Source organism: Thalassobacillus devorans (assembly GCF_011761345.1).
In the GTDB taxonomy this organism is placed as follows: Bacteria; Bacillota; Bacilli; order Bacillales; family Halobacillaceae; genus Thalassobacillus; species Thalassobacillus devorans.
On sequence record NZ_JAASRY010000004.1, the window covers coordinates 79,640 to 97,341 of the forward strand.

Genomic DNA, 17,702 nt, shown 5'->3' on the forward strand with positions numbered 1-17,702 from the left:
CTTTAATGTTTCTGACGGTTACCTCAGCCTCCATTCACTTATATCAAAACCATCAATATAATACTGACTTGCATGTTAAAAAAATCGTCATCGATACCTTATTCCAGTCTGGTCTGGAAAAGTTTGGACATGAGATGAAGCAACATCAGGAACCACCGGAAAACGGCGAAACCACGTACTTTTTTCCGGATGGAGAAGTTATTATTACGTATGTACGGATAGAAGAACGAACCTACTTTCTTCAACTATCGATCCTGACTAAAGATGGAACAAGAAAAAATTTAAACCGAAGATATGAGACAAAAATATAATGAATTTTACTAAATAATCGTGTATAAATTTTAATCACAGGAACAAACTAAGACCACATCAGCATTAATGGGCTATAGCCAAGTGGTAAGGCAGCGGATTTTGATTCCGTCATTCGTTGGTTCGAATCCAGCTAGCCCAGCTATATCATAGGAAAATGCCTTCGAATAGGTTAACTGTTCGGAAGCATTTTTCTTTTTTGCTGTTTTATTATCTTTCCATTCGTGACGGGTCATCACTTTAAGTCTTTGCCCTCCCCCCGCCCTGCATTCTCCCAAAATGGCACAATACTCCTTATGATCAAAGTAATTTGAACAAGAAAGGTTTTTTTATATTTTCAATTTGTGTACGTTTTTTAACATTCTTTCCCTTTTGATAACAATGCATGTTGTTTATATTATAATGAGAGCAAACCTATTACAAGGGGTGACTGTCCATGGAACAGACCTTGAAAATTACTAACGTGTTAAGTGATCCGACCCGCTTTCATATTTATGAGTTTATAGTAAAAAAAAATGCAGAGGTTACCGTCCAGGATATCGCAGAGGCTTTTGAAATTCATCCGAATGTTGCACGTCTCCATTTATCAAAATTGGAAGATGTCAATATGCTTCATTCACACACTAAGAAAACAGGACGCGGCGGAAGACCAAGCAGAGTCTATAATCTTTCCAAGGAAGTAGTCCAATTACATTTCCCTTTCAGGGATTATCAATTACTGGCTCAAATCGCTTTTGAGGCTTTTGCAGGTATGGGGGAAGCCGGACAGGAAGCACTTTATACAACCGGGAAAAAATTTGGTAAAGAAATGGTGGAAAGGGAAGCTTCGCATGCAAGCCATTTAAATCGTGCTGGAAAATTAGAAGTTTTAAAAGCTGCAGCTGAAATGACCGGGCTCTTTCCGGAGTTCCACCACCAGACAGATGATACAATCGTTTTTACTGTAAACAACTGTCCTTTCAAGGAAGTAGCCTCTTATCAGAAACAACTGGTATGTGATATGCATAGTCATTTTCTAAAAGGTATGTTTGAAGCGATGTTCCAGGATATTGTGTTAAAAGAAGAGCATAATATGATGGATGGTTGTGCAAACTGTTTATACAAAGCACAAATCTGACAATTTTCCGATGATTCATTTTACATTCTTTAAGTAGTCGTTTATAATATCTATGATAGTTTCATCGAAGAAAAGGAGGGGGAAAAGCATGGATCGTATGTTCCGCGTGCTTGCCTTTTGGACTGGTATCTTTACCGTCATGTTTTATGTGGGCGACATGAATGAATCGGCTTTATTATTCTTAGTTCAAACGGCTTTTTTCCTTACAGTAAGCTACTTAAAACTGTCAGAACGTATGTATATGTACATATTCGGCGCCTACCTGACAGTATTTATGATTGGGTTTACGTATTACACCACTTTCATTTTACAACCAGGCTTCCACTAAAAAAATCTGTTATCCTTAACCGGATAACAGATTTTTTTCTGGTTCTTTATAGAGCGGGAATAGACACTTTTTTAGCTTGTATAACCACATCGAAAGCTTCACTAAACCCCTCTCCTGTTATCAAAGTACGAATAGCACGATTTTTTTTACTTTCTTCCGAAAATGGATCAGGATTGGTATGGGTAATCAGCTCATCCATAATTCCTGATTTAAGGAGGAACTCATTTTGTTTAAGAATGAAACCGTCTTCCCATCCCATTTTCCTTCCGATTTCTTTCCACACATCCCAGTGCAGGTGATGAGTTATATCCATCATCCCAGGTGACTGAAGCACATCATCGATAAGCCGGTGCTGATAATACCCTCTAAGGCTCCCCTTTTTTCGAGCAGGATGTTGCCACTCCGCATTCCTATAACCATAATCTACTGTCACAATAACTCCCTTATTTAACATGCTGTCCAGTTCCTTTGCAAATGTTACCATATAGCCAGGAATTTCCATGCGTTGACCTTCTTCTCTTAAAGGAAGATTGTAAGTCTTTACAAAATCAGCTAATGCCTCAGTCAATGGATAGGATGTTTCTATAAAGTCCTCATTTTCATCCAGTTCAATTCGGATTTCCAACGGTATACCATCCTTTATCTCCACCACTTTTACGGGCTGAGCATCCAGCCACTCATTGGAGAAGATGATCCCCTCGAAATAAGGGTTTCTGGCTTTGAATTCATCTAAATGACGATATAAAAATAAATGGGCGGTGTCTGTTCCTTCCTTAATTTTTTCACGATGATAGGGGCTTTTCTCAATCAGATGATAGGTAAAATCTTTAGTTGTCTGGCTTAGGCGATTAATCACCTCACGGGCAAATGTCCCATCTCCCCCGCCAATTTCACAAATGGCTAATGGCATGTTCAGCCTGCTGCTTGTGTTATAAAAATAATCAGCAAATATATGGGCAAAAACATTATGGATCATACTGGAGGTGTAGAAATCACCTTCCTTTCCTACCTTCTCCCCATCTTTTTGATAATAACCGTATTCCTCATGGTAGAGCGAGTATTCAATGAATGTATCATACCCAATCGATTGTTTCGGGTGGTCTTTTATTAATGCTCTTAAAATGTCTTTCATTACCTTCCCCTTTGTAATTTACACTATTGACATAGTGATAATATCGTTTATAATTACTTATAGTAGCTTAACTTTTATCCCTAACCAACAAAAGAGCAGAGCACATCCCCCCTAAGATCCTTCTTGATTTTTCAAGAAGGATCTTTTTTTGCCCTTTTTAAAGGCCCACGAATGGGTTCTCCCGTTTTTCTTCACCAATTGTAGTAGCTGGACCATGACCAGGATAAACTTTCAAACCTTCCGGAAGTGTAAACAATTGATTTTTAATACTATTAAGCAAAGTATTCATATCTCCGCCAGGAAGGTCCGTACGACCGATACCACGCTGAAATAATGCATCACCTGCTATGACGAATCCTTCCTCTTCAAAAACCAGCGACACGCTTCCTGGAGAGTGTCCTGGCGTATGTCTCACCTCAAACTTGAAAGAATCGATTTCCCTTTCACCTGTTTCGATCATTCTTTCTGCTCTCCGAGCTGCGACAGATCCCATTTGAAAAAAAGCTGATCCATTTAACTGAGGGTCTGACAACCAGTCAGCTTCCTCCTTGTGTACATACACAGGGATATTGAATTGATCCCTTACCTCATCAACCGCGCCTATATGATCAAAATGAGCGTGCGTCAAAACGATAGCAACAGGTTTTAAATGACGTTTGGTGAGGTAATCAATCAATTGCCTGCTATCTCCACCTGGATCAACAATCAGACAATCCTTTTCGTCATTAGATACGATATAGCAATTCGTCCCAAGCGGGCCAAGGGGCATTTGCACAATTTCCATAAGCCTATTGACTCCTTTGCAATGTTTTATTAAAATTCTTATAGAATAACTCGACAAATTCTACTCCATACTATAAAATGTATGAGGAATGAAAAGGTTTTTACATAGCCATTATAACATCCAACGTTAAGCTATGGATACTACACAGTGAAGGGTTTAGGGGGTGCTGAGTTTGGTAACAGCTATCATTCTTTTACTAGTCGCAATTCTTTGCGTACTTGCCGTATTCCGCGAATTGAAAACGAAAAATTTCTTTGCAGTAATGTTTGCAGGAGCTTCAGCATTAATTTTCGGCTGGTTCTCTGTCATGACGATTTACGTACGGTTATTTGGATAAGATAACACAAAACCTTGTCACTATTTAGTGGCAAGGTTTTTTCGTTTTATTTTTGCTGATTGCGAAGTTCCTCTTCATTTTCCAATAACTGATCATTTTTATTAAAGAAATAACGGTACATTGCCATGGTTACAAACATAGCACTTAATGAAACGGAAGAAAAAATACTTAAGGAAATAACAAGCTGATATTTAATGGCCATTACCGGAGCGACACCCCCGAGAATCAACCCAGTCATCATGCCAGGCAGCTGTACGAGCCCGATTGTTTTCAGACGATCAACATTCGGAATCAAAGCTGCGTTGAGTGTTTTTGTCACAATTAAGTGAGAAGCCTGGCTCGGCTTCGCTCCAAGGGACAGGGCCGCCATTAAGCGACCACTGTTTTCCGTGAATTCACTTTTCATCCGCTCCAGCGCAAGCCCCATTGCCACCATACTGTTCCCTATGACCATTCCACTCATTGGAATTACTTCAGACGGGGTAAACGCTACCATATCAAAAGCCAGCCAAAGCGTTAATACACTTACTTCTACTATTATTAATCCAAGTAAAATCACCAGGAAAGCATGAGGCAGCTCTTTTCCTTTATTCCATGCATGGAAGGTGGCTATGATAATCATAATAGACAACATCAATGGAATACCCATAAACGGATTCAGGTCAAAGAGGAAAGTCAATATGTAGCCGATCGCAAACAGTTGCACCGTCCCACGTATAGAAGACCAAAGAATGTCTTTGCTCATGCCCAGTTGATAAAAATAAGATAGTGTCAATGGCACAAGTACAAAAATAACCAAAAACAGTAACGATTGATTAGATATTTCCGGTTCCATATATCATTCTCCTAATCTTGTATGAATTCTTTCAACTCTTCTGTCTCCGGTTCTGTCAGCATGGATTCGATGTCACCATCCTCTTTAAGCTCGCCATCCATGAGGAATAACCCTCTTTCACCAAGCCTTTTAGCTTGTTTCAAATCATGGGTGACCATAATCATTGTCAACTGATGCTCCTCGATCAGTCTTTCCAATACTTCTTCTATTTCTTCTGCGGTGCGATAATCTAACGCGCTTGTAGGCTCATCTAATAACAGTACATCAGGGGAGTTGGCCAATGTACGGCCCAGGGAAACACGTTGTTGTTCCCCACCAGATAGCTGGTCTACATTTCGATTTAAATAACTCTCTGGAAGTTGAACATATTCCAGCAGCTTTTTAGCATCATCTGGATTCCATTCGCCGCATAATGAAGGCCCATACTTTAAATTATCTAATACTGTACCTGGAAATAAATTCGGGGATTGTAACAGCAGACCGACTTTCCGTCGCAACTGTGAAATTTCATATTCCGTTACCGGTTTGCCATAGTAATTGATATCTCCTTGCTTAGGATCTCTTAATCGGTTGAACAAAAACAATAAAGAACTTTTTCCCGCTCCGGAAGGTCCAAACAAGATAACTTTTTCATTAGTGCTGATTTCGAAATTCATATTATGGAGGATATCATCACTCACATTTTGGAATTGAAAAACAGGATGTTCCACTTTTTCACCAACTTTCCATTAATAAGGTTATCCATCTTCATGCTTTTATGGCCGATTGTTTCTTTGTGCAAACATGATAATAGAAGATAATGCTTAGCTGGGTAATAGAGATAGCAAAACAATCGGTCGAACTTTATTCAAGATAGATGTATATTGTGATAGCGGCAGGGGATTGATTCCTTTTCCTACTTCTATCGTATATCCTTCCTTTCTATAGTTGTCAATAAACCAATCTTTCATTCCGGCATGGCTATCAACGGTACAAATCGGTTCATATCCACTTGCCCTTTGAAAATCTTCGACAACCCTCTGTGAATTCATCGGCTGTTTATTTTGATACCCATAGTAAATGACCTCACCCTGGGAATGAAAACCTAAGACTCTTTCTATATCATTGTTTTTTAGCAGGTCAGCCATTGCCTTTGCCTCAGGCTCCGTAAGAGGAGCATAGCCTGGAAAATCTCTGAATGATGGCTGCGCAGGCTTACGTTCCTTCTCAACCTCCCAACCGGCAGGAAACTGTTTATTCAAATCTACTCCCCGGATATTTGCTTTCCATGAAGTGAAGGTTTTATTGATCTGGTTACAATTAAGAACAAGATCGGTATACCCTCCCGCCTTTTCCAAGCCATGAATCGCCAAGTCCACACCATCCATATTAACCATAGGAACGACCTGCAGGGTGATTTGATCAAAGATCGTCCTCAACTCAAAGCCTTCCAGTTCTCTTTCTTCTTCCAGAGCTTCCACCATTTCACCGAGGATATCCACTATAACTTTGGATGTTATCCACTCATTACCATGAAAACCAGCATTCCAATGCACTAAAAAAGGTCCCTCTCCAACTGTGACGGAATAGATCGGCTTCTTTAAAACTGTCTCGCCAATAATTTCTAAAGTTACTGATTCAATGTACTTAAAATGAGCTAAATCATTGTAAAGCATATCAGAATCATATATTTCCATTCCCCTATTCTCTCCCTTTTATTTACTGACTGCTTACTTCATTATAAAAAAAGACACCCCAATGGGTGCCTTTTTCATCAAAATTATACTGATTCAAATTTATTGATCTGCTGACTTTTCCAATTCTTCTACTTCTTCTTTCGTTTGATGTTTGCCATCATCGAAGTTGTAGAAGCGAAGCAGGTCACCATAGATAAGACTGTCAGAGTATCCAAGCTCTTTCTCTACTTTTTCCTGGAAAGGTGCGCAAGGTGATTCTTCTGCTGTCTCCTCAATTGGTTCGCCTGTTTCCCGATCGTAACATACTTCGCTTTTGTAAACATATTCGTCCGTAACAAAGCTTCCATCACGCATGGCTATAAAGTCTTTGCGATCTTCAGCGAACATGTTAGTGCCAAACGATAGGTCGTTTCCTTCGTCGATTCCCATCAGGTGCAATAGTGTTGGCTTCACATCAATTTGACCAGTGATTTTATCATATTGCTTCCCTTTGTCATATCCAGGGATATGAATCATAAATGGTACACGCTGGTTCTGCACATGCTGATAGCCATCTATTTCTTTCCCCTGGAATTGACTCATCGCTTTATTGTGGAAGTCGCTGATACCATAGTGGTCACCCATTAACACAATGATGGAATCTTCATATAAACCGGCATCCTTCAGCTGCTGGAAGAAATCCTCTAATGATTCATCTGTATACCGGGCTGTCGGCATATAATTATTTAGTGTCCTGGAGTTCGAATCATACTTATCGATATTAGCCTTGTCTTCCGGTAACTCAAACGGGAAGTGGTGCGTCAAGGTAATAAACTTGCTGTAGAAAGGCTGATCCTGTTCTTTTAGATACTTAATCGATTGTTCAAAGAACGCCTTATCTTCCAGTCCCCAACCAAATGAATTCTCTTCATTCTCTTCAAAAGACTGCTCATCAAAAAACTTATCATAACCAATATTGCCATACATGGAATCACGGTTCCAGAAACTCTTGTTGTTGGCATGATATACAGAAGTATAGTAATCTTCTTCATTCAAGATTTCCGGTAAGGAATTATATTCATTACTGGCATGAGTGAAATATACAGCCCCTCTAGGAAGAGGATACATGCTGTTTTCTACGAGAAATTCCGAATCAGATGTTTTCCCCTGTGCTGTCTGGTGATAAAAGTTAGGGAAGAAGATCGTATCCTTGCTCTCTTTTAAGTCATTCATAAAAGGAGTGATTTCTTTTCCGTTAACTTCTTCATCCAACACAAAATTCTGCATTGATTCTACTGATACAAATATAACGTTTTTGTCTTTAGCAATACCGAAAAGGTCAGTCTTTTCATCATTACTTGTATTTTCACGCATATACGTTTCGATTTCTTTCACTTCGCTGCCATCAGCTAATACACGCTGTGCTTTTGTCTTGGTAGTCATTGTTGCATCGTATGCATGGTAGTTGAAAATTCCGATGTTTTTCACTAAATATTCGCGGTCGAAAGCACGAACGAACAACATTGGCCGTTCCATTTCAGCCAAAACGACATTGGCTGTCAACAATAGAAAAGTAACAGCCGTTGCTGCAATCTTCCCTGCCTTTGGAAAATCAACAGCAAATCGTGTAGTGCGCTTACTCAAAAACCAAACGATAGCTATATCCAGAAACAAGAAAATATCTGGCACGTGCATCAGTGAAAGCAAACTGCCTCCTAAATCAGCGGCATTGTTACCCTGGAATAGCACCGGGATAGTAATGAAATCAGTAAAGTTACGATAGAATACTAGATTCAGGTAAAGGACCAATGTACCGATAACCATCGTCCACCGCAAATATTTCATCTGTCTTCTAGGCTTAAGCCATACACTTATGGCAAAAACCAGATAAGCACTTACAAATGGGTTCAAAAACAGAATCAATTCCTGCATTGTATTTTCAATAGAGAGGTTAAACATATATTTATAAACGATATATGTCTTCAAGCCAAATAATACAGTAGCAATTATAAATAAAGGTATTTTGAATTTTGATGCTTGCATGGTTATATCCTCCTCAACCTTCCAGGTCTTTCATGTTTACATAAGCTTCACACGAAACACACCTGTATTTTACAATATCCATTTATCATTCATATTAAACCTATCTCTTAATATGACGACTATTGTACCAGAAAAGTTTCATTTATTTTTTACCGTTCGGTTACAAACGCTTTACATGAATGTCTACATCATATCTGGCTAAAAGAAAATTATAATCGATACCATACAGAAAAGCAATGGCCATATATGGTATTACATGTAAAAACAGGACTGCCTTTTTTACAGCCCTGTTCTTAGATGCCATCATTATATATTTTGTTTAACTAGAAATGCACCGCCGATGACACCTGCGTCATTTCCGAGCTCGGCTATAGCAAATTCACAAGCTTCGCTTGTACGAGGTAACGCATACTTATCAAAAGTTTCCCTCAAAGGAATGAGTAATTTCTCTCCCGCCTTGGAAACACCGCCGCCAATGACTATTTTGGAGGGATTGCAGGCAATTGCAAGATTCGCAATTGTCATGCCTAGTATATCTGTTACATAGGCCAAAACTTCTTTCGCTTCCTTATCACCTTCTGCTGCCGCGTCAAAAACTTCTTTTGCAGTCAAAGGATCGTCAGGTGAGAAATAATTGCTTAATATAGAATCAGGGTTTCTTTTTATAGCTTCTTTTGCAAGTCTGACAATCCCCGTTGCGGAAGCAATTGTTTCCAGGCAGCCCGTTTTACCACAGTTGCAGCTTGCCCCGCCTGATGGTATTACAGTTATGTGGCCGATTTCTCCACCAGTACCGTTAGCTCCATTTATAACAGTACCATTAGCAACGATGCCACCGCCAACACCTGTCCCCAGTGTAACAGCTATTAAATTATCAGCATCTTCACCGGAGCCTTTCCATTTTTCTCCTAATGCTGCCAGGTTCGCATCATTATCGACGAAAATAGGCAGACCTGTTTTTTTATTCAATATTTTAGCCAGATCAAAGTCCTTCCAGCCGATATTCACTGTTTGATAAACAAAGCCCATCTCCGTATCGACAAAGCCAGGGGCACCCGCACCTAAACCTAGTACCTGGCTCATCCGGATGTTCAACTGGGGTAATTTTTCTTTTAATGAAACAGTTATTTCTTCTGGAATACGTTCACCGTTATCTTCATGGTTGGTGGGTATTTCCCATTTATCATGAATGCTGCCTTGTTCTGTGATCACAGCCATTTTTATAGTTGTCCCGCCGATATCTGCTCCTATGTAGTACTTTTGCATATTATTCTCTCCCTTTTTGTCTATCCCGTTCCCGGGCCGCTTCACTTCTTAGCAATAAAATTGCCATTTGGTAATCCTCATTGGTCATACACTGGGACTGATGGAGTTCTTTTATTTCTTCCTCCATCAACTCTAAATCAGCTAATCGATCCCCTATATAAATGAAGGTGCCAAATTTTTTCAGCAGTTGTTGAATGTCATAAATTGTTTTCATCGTCATCACCTGTATGTATTATATCAATCAGTTGTTAGAATTGAAATATCGGCTAACGAAAAGACCCGGACAATTTTATCTGTCCGGGTCTTTCGGGTGCAAAAAGGCAGGGCGGCGGTTTTTCAACGGAATTGGTGATCGAATTAACACATCTCGCATTGCCCTTGCATTAAAAGGCAAAAATGGCCAGAAATATGGGGTTTTAAATGTGTTCATCCGCACAAGGTTCAATAACCACACCGTGATCCCTATTACATACCCTGCCAATCCAAATAATGCTGTAACTACTAATAAAGCGATTCTTACCATCCGGTTAGCTAAACTCAATTCATAACTCGGAGTAGTAAAGGTTCCGATTGCTGCTATCGCAAGGTAAAGGACAACTTCATTAGTAAATAAGCCAACCTCGACTGCCACCTGGCCAATCAGTATGGCTGCTACCAACCCCAAAGCCGTAGCTAGCGAAGAAGGGGTATGAATAGCCGCCATTTTCAACATGTCAATACCAAACTCTGCTACTAAAAACTGGGCGATCAGTGGAATGGCAGCCGCTTCTGCTGGGCCAATAAAACTCCATGCTTCAGGAAGCATGTCTGGTGATATCGAAAACAAATAATAAAGCGGTAAAATAAAAATAGATGCAAGCACAGCAAAAAAGCGGACAAATCGTAGATAAGCCCCTACGACTGGCTTCTGGCGATATTCTTCTGCATGCTGCAAATGATGCCAATAAGTGGCAGGCGTTATCATCACGCTAGGTGAACCGTCGATCATGATTAACACATGTCCCTCATATAAGTGTGCCGCAGCAGTATCAGGGCGTTCGGTATACCTGATTTTCGGATAGGGGTTCCAATGTTCTCCACTTAAAAATTCCTCAACCGTCTTTTCTGCCATTGGTAGCGCATCGGTATCGATTTTGTCCAAAATAGACTTTAAGTACTCCACCCGGCTGTCATCTGCTATATCTTCTATATAACATAAACAGATATCTGTCTGTGATCGTCGGCCAATCTGCATATATTCCATCCGGAGACTGCGATCTCTTACCCTGCGTCTCGTCAATGCTGTATTAAATACAATCGTTTCTACAAATCCGTCCCTTGAACCACGAGTCACCCGTTCCAAATCCGGCTCCTCCGGTCCTCGAACAGGATAGGTTCTGGCGTCAATCAGTAAAACAACGTCCAACCCTTCGACCACCAAAGCGGTAGGACCCGCCAACACTTTATCACCAGCATCGTTCAAATCATCCGTCTGTTCCAGTTCTACATACGGAATGTAACGTTTTAAAAGGTTTTCTAGTGGCTCCGGGTCTAAATGTTCGCTTTCCAGCTCGGCTAAAAACTCCATGAGACGGTTAAGAATTTCATCCTTAACAAAGCCGTCCACCATAAATAACGACATGTTTCGTTCGGCATAATGTACATCCAGTTGAATAAGATCAAAGCTCTTTTCAATCCCCAAGTAATCATGCAGATAGTCTATATTTTTCTTATACTCCGAAAATAACTGCTGTTTCTCTTTCATCCAACCACCCTTATCAACAGCTGATAATGGTAGTTTGTACTAACAAAGAAGAATGATTCATCATTTAATCATGGGTGCTTGTATATAGGCCATCAGTAATTGATACGTGTGCCATAACGAATCGGTATGCGTTCTTTCAAAAGAGTGAGAGGCATCAATTCCCGGACCTACCAGTCCATGTTTAATATCAAATCCGGCCCGTATTGCGGCGGAAGCATCTGAACCGTAATAAGGATAGATATCCACTTGAAAAGCGATTTTATTACTATTTGCAAGGCGGACCAGCTGTTTTTTTAATCCAAGGTGGTAGGGACCGCTTGAATCTTTTGCACAAATAGACACATCATGCTCTGTTGAAGTCTGCCCGTCACCGATTGCCCCCATATCAACGGCAATGTATTCTACCGTTTGCTGCGGGATACTTGCATTGGCACCATAACCGATTTCTTCATTATTGGAAAAGAAGAAATGGGTAGTATAGGGAATTTCTAATTCATTTTCTGAAATCTCTTCAATCATATGCAGTAAAATTGCGGCACTCGCTTTATCATCTAAATGACGGGACTTTATGTAGCCACTATCTGTGTATTGATAACGCGGATCAAAGGATATGAAATCCCCTACATTGATACCCAAAGCTTCAACCTCTTCTTTACTGCCCACTTGTTCATCCAGTCTTACTTCGATATTCTGCTCATCACGTTTCTCTTTTTCCACACCCTGGTAAACATGGACAGAGGCCTGATGCATCAGTATAGTACCTGTATAACTTTCATTCTCCATCGTATGTATCGTACAATACTCACCTTCTACACTATTCCATTTAAACCCGCCGATCATTGATAAACGAATTTTCCCATCGGATTTTATTTCTTTCACCATTGCTCCCAATGTATCCAAATGTGCGGTCAAAACCCGTTGCTTTTGATCATTATTTCCTCTAATCGTTGCAAGCAATGCTCCTTTATTGGTAGTTGTCATTTCTACCTTTTGATGCATCTTCAATAAATTTTCACAGAAACGGATAATTTCTTCCGTATCCCCGGATGGACTTGGAATGCTAACCAGTTCCTTCAAATAGTTCACCATATGATTAATATTTTTTTGCATCATTATTCCTCCATTCAGTAGCATAAATGTTTTTTTCACTCATATAACATGTAAAAAGGCGTCTGATTAAAAAGGGGACGAGCATATGAAGAAATATGTATGGGCAACAATAATGGTACTGGCAATATTCCTTCTGGTTGTAATGTTATACCAATCTTTCCGAACTGATACAGAAAACGTCATCAAGTATTTCCCCATCGATGAAACGAAAAATTTTCTGAAAGCAGAGACTCGATTAAGTTTTGAATCTGAAAAGGATGCTGACGAATACGAAGTAAAATGGGAAAGCATATCAGAAAGTAATGAGCCGATGTATTTAAGACAGGACTTGTCGTTATTATATGTGAATGGCCAATTGAAAGGTATTCTGAACAAATGGCGGGAGAATGGACAGAAAATCGAACAGTCTTCTGATCTTCACGGCGAAGATACAAGCCTTTACCAGGCAATTACTTTTCACCATGGGGAAATCCATTACCCGGAAGATGTAATCAAAAGCATCCAAACACTTTCCTATGATCAATTATATGTCGTAGACTCCCCGCACACACCGTTGGAGAGCTTTCATACCCCCGAAACGGAAGAAGATAAAGAATGGACTAAAACCATTAACCATTCTATCCAACAGCAACTGGATTACCAATGGGACGAGTTGATCGCACACTTTAATATCCCGAGAGAAGAATATGAGGCTGTCCCATTGACTGACTTATATAAATATGAGAATCAAACGATTCCAGGTGTATCAAAAGAGGATACAACAAGAATTCTTGGCCAGCTCTGGGAAGGGCTCTATAAAAATTACGTGCTTGGAATCACAGATGAAAAATCAACAGGGCATCCGATTCAAAGTTATATCCCTTTGATTCTATTTTCCAAAAAAGCTGACCATTTACTAGTTCTTTTTGAAGATGACCAAGGAAGAAAGGAACAGTTGATTCAATATTATTCATTTAATTGATTGTACAAATCTTCAAAGTCTTCATTGGAAGGACGAAGGTCCTTCGCCTTTTTTGCATGGGCTATAGCATTCTCATTAACGCCTTTATTACGATAAATCAATGCCAGGTTATAGTGTGCTTCTGCCATATCAGGCTCTAGCTCAACCACTTGCTCCAAGTCAGACTGGGCTTTGTCGATTTCGCCGGTTTCGTAATAGGCAACGGCCCTATTGAAAAGTAAATAGGAAGTGTAGTCGCCGTCCTTTTCTAAAGCTTGTGTTGTATAGGTAATGCTTTCATCAAATCTGTTTTCTACCAGCATAGAATTCGACATCTCTACATCCACCGCTGTATGGTGTTGATTATCTGCCTGTATAAAGCCATAAAGTGCTAATGATATAAGGGCTGCCACATAACCTGCCACCGCTATAATTTGCCATAAGGGCTGGCGGTTTTTTGGCAGGTTCACGATTGCGCTGGCAATAAAACCTCCTGCCAATCCGCCCATATGAGCTCCATTATCAATTTGAGGCACCGATAGCCCCAGGACGACATTCAAACCAATAATAAATAACAAGTTGCGCCCCATCGTTCGGAAAAAAATGCGTTTGTGCTTGATGCCGAAAAATAGCAATGCACCGAACAACCCAAATATAGCTCCTGATGCTCCTGCTGCAACTTGAGGATTTAATGCAAAACTGGTAACGCCACCGAAAATTCCAGCTAATAAATATATGAAAGTAAAACGGACCGTACCATATATTTTTTCTACTGCCATACCTAAGTAATACAAAGCAAGCATGTTCATAAATAGGTGCAGCATCCCGATGTGGATGAACATAGAAGTCACAATCCTCCACCATTCCCCTTCGATAATAGCGGGATTATATTTAGCACCATATTCAATTAAATTCATTACTGAAGTACTTTGTCCATTCATCTCTATATATAGAAATACAGCAATGTTGATAACTAAAAGTACACGTGTCATGAAAGGTTTCCCATAATCGAACAATTTTTCTTGTTCTTTTCTACTTTTGTCCCGCTGAAATAATATCTCCTGTTTCAGGTGTTCGACCTCTGCCTCTAATTCATGAATATCTGTATTTATGGGTTCAGGCTGTTGAGGTAACGGAGCAAGCTGCAACGCTTCATATAATTTGCCAAGCTTTATCTCTCGCTCAGCCCGATCTAAATAATGCACTGTCAGGTACATGTCTTTCTTCCCTTTTACTTTCAATGGGCGGACCAGACCATCCCACTCATCAACAGGACTATATTCTGAAATATAAACAGCGTGGACATTTATTTCCTTTCCCACAAACATATGCTTATTCTTCTGAATATGCTGGTTGATACGAGCAATGTCTTTTTTTATATGGTTCGACCAATCAAATTGGGAGCGATACAGCCTAACTATATGATTTTTACGATTTATTTGTTTTTCCAGCCACACTTCACTGGTCATTTCATTGACATGGAGGATATCAAACCCCTGGTTGACCACCAAGTCATGAGTTAGCTGCCAAAAATAAAATTCTTCCTCAATAAACATAGCCCGGCTCCTTCCTCCTTTTATCATATCATGGTCTAGAATATGGTAGAAATCCAACGATTATATTCTTAAAAAATTTTTCCAACCATTAAAAGGTAACAAAGATAGAGTGAAGAATTATAAAATCAAAATGAACTTACATAGGAATATAAAAAGAGTCTGAAGCGCCGGTATTGCTCGGCGGCTACAGACCCTGCATTCTTTCCTTCCTAATATTTATAAAGATGAGGCTCGAAACATTCGTTCTCTCACACCAGGGATATTAATGAGGAAAATGGTGACCAATTTTCTGATCAATTGAATAGCAAGCAGTTGATTGATCAGTTTAAAACGATATTTCAACAATAACAGTAATATGGAAAAACCGATGATGGTAGAAACGACAGCTCTCATAAAGACACCCCTTCAAAATCAATTGGATACCTTTATGTTTTCACAAAAGAACTTATTTATTCTCGAAAAACTTATCAACCAAAGGATCCATGGTCTCTCTTAGAACAGCAGCTGATTTTTTAAAGTTTTCCTTCTCCTCGTTATCTAAATTCAAGTGAAGTACTTCCCGGATTCCTGTCCGGTTAACAATGGCAGGAACACCTATATACAGGTCTTCTTCGCCGTATTCCCCTTCTAAATAGGCTGAAACTGTAAGGATAGAGTTTTCATTGTGCAATATAGCTTTTGTGAGCCTCACCAGTCCCATCGCAATGCCGTAGTATGTTGCGCCTTTGCGTTGAATAATGTGGTAAGCAGCGTCACGGACATTGACGAAAATATCATCAAGATCTTCTACCTTGTATTGGTCTGGGCGGTCATGGATGCGATCAAATACAGATCTGCCTCCAATATTAGCATGGCTCCAAACTGGTAATTCAGAGTCACCGTGCTCTCCCATGATATAGGCATGGATATTTCGCGCATCGACATCAAAGTAATCGCTTAACAGGTAGCGAAGCCTGGCTGTATCCAATATCGTTCCTGAACCTATAACCCGATGAGATGGCAATCCGGAAAATTTCCAAGTCATATACGTCAGGATATCGACAGGATTGGTTGCTACTAGGAAGATCCCATCGAAACCGCTATTCATGACAGCAGTAACTATTTCTTTGAAAATGTTACTGTTCTTTTCTACTAAATCCAGTCTGGTTTCCCCTGGCTTTTGGTTCGCTCCAGCTGTAATGACCACCAAGTCAGCATCTTTGCAATCCTGATAATCCCCGAACCAAATCTTTTTACTGCCAGGTGCAAATGGAACTCCATGATTAAGATCCATAGCATCCCCTTCAGATTTATCTTTATTTAAATCAATCATTACCAACTCATCCGCTACTCCTTGATTCAATAAAGCAAAAGCATAACTCGAACCGACAAATCCTGTCCCGATCAATGCAACACGATTTACTCTTTCCATTATTTCAGCACTCCCCTCGTTAACTAACCTTACACTTTAGATTGTACACCATTTCACATACTCTGCAATCAATGAAAGCGTTTGAAATCATGACAACTTTAGTAACTTCAAGAGCCGATTAACCGATCATATAGAGTTTTTGCTCTAGACACTTCCTCCACCCCTTGTATCAAGACCCGTCCATCTGGAAACAGTACTAGAGTTTCACCGCTATCTAACTCAGCTTTCAAAAGGAAAGGTGTTTTTTTGACTTTAGCAATGGAGGCGAGACGTTGGTTCCACAGCTGTAAATCCAGCTCTGATTGTTTGTGAATCTGTACAGAATCCCTTCCGCAAAGAATGCTATAATCTTCATCACCATCGGAACGAAGATAAGGATATTTATTAGTTTGACACGTCGAACAATCCGTTGCCGGTTTTTTCAGCTTCATGGAAAATTGCTGATTCTGCCAAATGTCAAACGTTAATAAATCTCCTCTCAGAGCATTTTTGTTGTCCGTTAAATATTTCATCACTTCTACCACCTGGTGAGAAGATACCATATCAACCACCGGAGCAATGACCCCTACTGTATCACAAGTCTGGCCACTGCCTGCACCATCCGGGACAACACACCTTAAACATGGTGTCTTCCCTGGGATGAACAATGCTGTCATCCCTCTCGAGCTGACAGCACCTCCGTATGCATACGGAATTCCAAGTTTAAAGCAAGCATCATTCAGAAGGTACCGTGTGGAAAAATTATCAGTTCCATCTATTACTACGTCGATGCCTTCCATCAATTTTTCAATGTTATCAGCGGTAACATCTGTTACTATTCCTTCCACTGATATTTCCGAATTGATGTCTTTCAGTCTATGTTCAGCAGCTACAGCTTTCGGCAGCATATCCTCCGCGTCCTTTTGGGTGTAAAGCATTTGACGCTGAAGGTTGCTAAACTCAACAAAATCTCTGTCTACGATCCGTATAAAACCCACACCGGCCCTGACAAGGTGATTGCTGACTACTGTACCAAGGGCGCCGGCACCTACAATCAAGACCGATTTCCTGCTAATAAGGCCCTGACCCTTTTCTCCAATTGGCGGAAATAATATTTGTCTTGAATAACGACTATGCATGCGCTTCCCTCCTACCA

At 40.1% G+C, this 17,702-nt stretch carries 19 protein-coding genes and 1 tRNA gene; 6 read left to right on the forward strand and 14 right to left on the reverse strand.

The annotated features are described in order from the left end of the window. Nucleotides 1–5: 5 nt before the first annotated feature. From FHS45_RS13505 to FHS45_RS13520, 4 genes are all read left to right on the forward strand, one after another. Complete coding sequence (locus tag FHS45_RS13505) at nucleotides 6–311, forward strand: hypothetical protein (RefSeq protein ID WP_166761417.1); 306 nt, start codon at nucleotides 6–8, stop codon at nucleotides 309–311. Between the two features lie 68 nt (nucleotides 312–379). Continuing rightward, a tRNA-Gln gene (locus tag FHS45_RS13510) sits at nucleotides 380–451 on the forward strand. Between the two features lie 294 nt (nucleotides 452–745). Continuing rightward, nucleotides 746–1,426 carry a helix-turn-helix transcriptional regulator gene (locus FHS45_RS13515; RefSeq protein WP_166761418.1) on the forward strand — a complete coding sequence of 227 codons (681 nt, stop codon included), beginning with the start codon at nucleotides 746–748 and terminating at the stop codon, nucleotides 1,424–1,426. An 88-nt stretch (nucleotides 1,427–1,514) separates the two neighbouring features. Beyond that, nucleotides 1,515–1,754, forward strand: coding sequence for a DUF2626 domain-containing protein (locus tag FHS45_RS13520; RefSeq protein WP_062446698.1), 240 nt, complete (start codon nucleotides 1,515–1,517; stop codon nucleotides 1,752–1,754). A 46-nt stretch (nucleotides 1,755–1,800) separates the two neighbouring features. Here the strand turns inward: FHS45_RS13520 and FHS45_RS13525 are convergent, their stop codons facing one another. Both FHS45_RS13525 and FHS45_RS13530 read right to left on the reverse strand, forming a co-directional pair. Then, nucleotides 1,801–2,886, reverse strand: coding sequence for an SAM-dependent methyltransferase (locus FHS45_RS13525; RefSeq protein WP_062446700.1), 1,086 nt, complete (start codon nucleotides 2,884–2,886; stop codon nucleotides 1,801–1,803). Between the two features lie 157 nt (nucleotides 2,887–3,043). Further along, nucleotides 3,044–3,670, reverse strand: coding sequence for an MBL fold metallo-hydrolase (locus tag FHS45_RS13530; protein ID WP_062446703.1), 627 nt, complete (start codon nucleotides 3,668–3,670; stop codon nucleotides 3,044–3,046). Nucleotides 3,671–3,842: 172 nt separating this feature from the next. Between FHS45_RS13530 and FHS45_RS13535 the strand changes: the two genes are divergently transcribed. Beyond that, the gene (locus tag FHS45_RS13535; RefSeq protein WP_082412085.1) at nucleotides 3,843–4,007 is read left to right on the forward strand and encodes a DUF2759 domain-containing protein; all 165 of its coding nucleotides are present in this window, start codon (nucleotides 3,843–3,845) and stop codon (nucleotides 4,005–4,007) included. Between the two features lie 46 nt (nucleotides 4,008–4,053). Here the strand turns inward: FHS45_RS13535 and FHS45_RS13540 are convergent, their stop codons facing one another. From FHS45_RS13540 to FHS45_RS13575, 8 genes are all read right to left on the reverse strand, one after another. After that, on the reverse strand, nucleotides 4,054–4,842 hold the full coding sequence (locus FHS45_RS13540) for an ABC transporter permease (protein ID WP_062446705.1): 789 nt from the start codon (nucleotides 4,840–4,842) through the stop codon (nucleotides 4,054–4,056). Between the two features lie 11 nt (nucleotides 4,843–4,853). Next, on the reverse strand, nucleotides 4,854–5,522 hold the full coding sequence (locus tag FHS45_RS13545; RefSeq protein WP_229717883.1) for an ABC transporter ATP-binding protein: 669 nt from the start codon (nucleotides 5,520–5,522) through the stop codon (nucleotides 4,854–4,856). A 123-nt stretch (nucleotides 5,523–5,645) separates the two neighbouring features. Further along, entirely contained in the window at nucleotides 5,646–6,518 is an 873-nt protein-coding gene (locus tag FHS45_RS13550; protein WP_062446708.1) for a M14 family metallopeptidase, read from the reverse strand. 99 nt (nucleotides 6,519–6,617) lie between these two features. Next, nucleotides 6,618–8,540, reverse strand: coding sequence for an LTA synthase family protein (locus tag FHS45_RS13555; RefSeq protein ID WP_062446710.1), 1,923 nt, complete (start codon nucleotides 8,538–8,540; stop codon nucleotides 6,618–6,620). Nucleotides 8,541–8,846: 306 nt separating this feature from the next. Continuing rightward, nucleotides 8,847–9,806 carry an ROK family glucokinase gene (locus FHS45_RS13560; RefSeq protein ID WP_062446712.1) on the reverse strand — a complete coding sequence of 320 codons (960 nt, stop codon included), beginning with the start codon at nucleotides 9,804–9,806 and terminating at the stop codon, nucleotides 8,847–8,849. 1 nt (nucleotide 9,807) lies between these two features. Continuing rightward, nucleotides 9,808–10,020, reverse strand: a complete 213-nt coding sequence (locus FHS45_RS13565) for a YqgQ family protein (protein ID WP_062446713.1) — start codon at nucleotides 10,018–10,020, stop codon at nucleotides 9,808–9,810. 75 nt (nucleotides 10,021–10,095) lie between these two features. Beyond that, nucleotides 10,096–11,550: a spore germination protein gene (locus FHS45_RS13570; protein ID WP_062446715.1), complete on the reverse strand. Its 1,455-nt coding sequence runs from the start codon at nucleotides 11,548–11,550 to the stop codon at nucleotides 10,096–10,098. A 60-nt stretch (nucleotides 11,551–11,610) separates the two neighbouring features. Beyond that, a complete protein-coding gene (locus tag FHS45_RS13575; protein WP_062446718.1) occupies nucleotides 11,611–12,660 on the reverse strand; it encodes a M42 family metallopeptidase in 1,050 nt (349 codons plus the stop codon). Between the two features lie 85 nt (nucleotides 12,661–12,745). Here FHS45_RS13575 and FHS45_RS13580 point away from each other — a divergent pair, with 85 nt between their 5' ends. Further along, a complete protein-coding gene (locus tag FHS45_RS13580) occupies nucleotides 12,746–13,621 on the forward strand; it encodes a hypothetical protein (RefSeq protein WP_062446721.1) in 876 nt (291 codons plus the stop codon). Here FHS45_RS13580 and FHS45_RS13585 read toward each other — a convergent pair. From FHS45_RS13585 to FHS45_RS13600, 4 genes are all read right to left on the reverse strand, one after another. Next, complete coding sequence (locus FHS45_RS13585) at nucleotides 13,606–15,156, reverse strand: rhomboid family intramembrane serine protease (protein ID WP_062446724.1); 1,551 nt, start codon at nucleotides 15,154–15,156, stop codon at nucleotides 13,606–13,608. The two genes, FHS45_RS13580 and FHS45_RS13585, sit on opposite strands and share 16 nt — an antisense overlap. 216 nt (nucleotides 15,157–15,372) lie before the next feature. Next, entirely contained in the window at nucleotides 15,373–15,549 is a 177-nt protein-coding gene (locus FHS45_RS13590) for a hypothetical protein (RefSeq protein ID WP_157620209.1), read from the reverse strand. A gap of 52 nt (nucleotides 15,550–15,601) precedes the next feature. Beyond that, nucleotides 15,602–16,570, reverse strand: coding sequence for an L-lactate dehydrogenase (locus FHS45_RS13595; RefSeq protein ID WP_148350149.1), 969 nt, complete (start codon nucleotides 16,568–16,570; stop codon nucleotides 15,602–15,604). A 104-nt stretch (nucleotides 16,571–16,674) separates the two neighbouring features. Beyond that, on the reverse strand, nucleotides 16,675–17,685 hold the full coding sequence (locus tag FHS45_RS13600; protein WP_062446728.1) for a ThiF family adenylyltransferase: 1,011 nt from the start codon (nucleotides 17,683–17,685) through the stop codon (nucleotides 16,675–16,677). Nucleotides 17,686–17,702: the final 17 nt, after the last annotated feature.

Coding starts and splice junctions, on each gene's coding strand:
- FHS45_RS13505 (WP_166761417.1), top strand. CDS start 6: ATGTTTCTGACGGTTACCTCAGCCTCCATTCACTTATATCAAAACCAT.
- FHS45_RS13515 (WP_166761418.1), top strand. CDS start 746: ATGGAACAGACCTTGAAAATTACTAACGTGTTAAGTGATCCGACCCGC.
- FHS45_RS13520 (WP_062446698.1), top strand. CDS start 1,515: ATGGATCGTATGTTCCGCGTGCTTGCCTTTTGGACTGGTATCTTTACC.
- FHS45_RS13525 (WP_062446700.1), bottom strand. CDS start 2,886: ATGAAAGACATTTTAAGAGCATTAATAAAAGACCACCCGAAACAATCG.
- FHS45_RS13530 (WP_062446703.1), bottom strand. CDS start 3,670: ATGGAAATTGTGCAAATGCCCCTTGGCCCGCTTGGGACGAATTGCTAT.
- FHS45_RS13540 (WP_062446705.1), bottom strand. CDS start 4,842: ATGGAACCGGAAATATCTAATCAATCGTTACTGTTTTTGGTTATTTTT.
- FHS45_RS13550 (WP_062446708.1), bottom strand. CDS start 6,518: ATGGAAATATATGATTCTGATATGCTTTACAATGATTTAGCTCATTTT.
- FHS45_RS13555 (WP_062446710.1), bottom strand. CDS start 8,540: ATGCAAGCATCAAAATTCAAAATACCTTTATTTATAATTGCTACTGTA.
- FHS45_RS13560 (WP_062446712.1), bottom strand. CDS start 9,806: ATGCAAAAGTACTACATAGGAGCAGATATCGGCGGGACAACTATAAAA.
- FHS45_RS13565 (WP_062446713.1), bottom strand. CDS start 10,020: ATGAAAACAATTTATGACATTCAACAACTGCTGAAAAAATTTGGCACC.
- FHS45_RS13570 (WP_062446715.1), bottom strand. CDS start 11,550: ATGAAAGAGAAACAGCAGTTATTTTCGGAGTATAAGAAAAATATAGAC.
- FHS45_RS13575 (WP_062446718.1), bottom strand. CDS start 12,660: ATGCAAAAAAATATTAATCATATGGTGAACTATTTGAAGGAACTGGTT.
- FHS45_RS13580 (WP_062446721.1), top strand. CDS start 12,746: ATGAAGAAATATGTATGGGCAACAATAATGGTACTGGCAATATTCCTT.
- FHS45_RS13585 (WP_062446724.1), bottom strand. CDS start 15,156: ATGTTTATTGAGGAAGAATTTTATTTTTGGCAGCTAACTCATGACTTG.
- FHS45_RS13590 (WP_157620209.1), bottom strand. CDS start 15,549: ATGAGAGCTGTCGTTTCTACCATCATCGGTTTTTCCATATTACTGTTA.
- FHS45_RS13600 (WP_062446728.1), bottom strand. CDS start 17,685: ATGCATAGTCGTTATTCAAGACAAATATTATTTCCGCCAATTGGAGAA.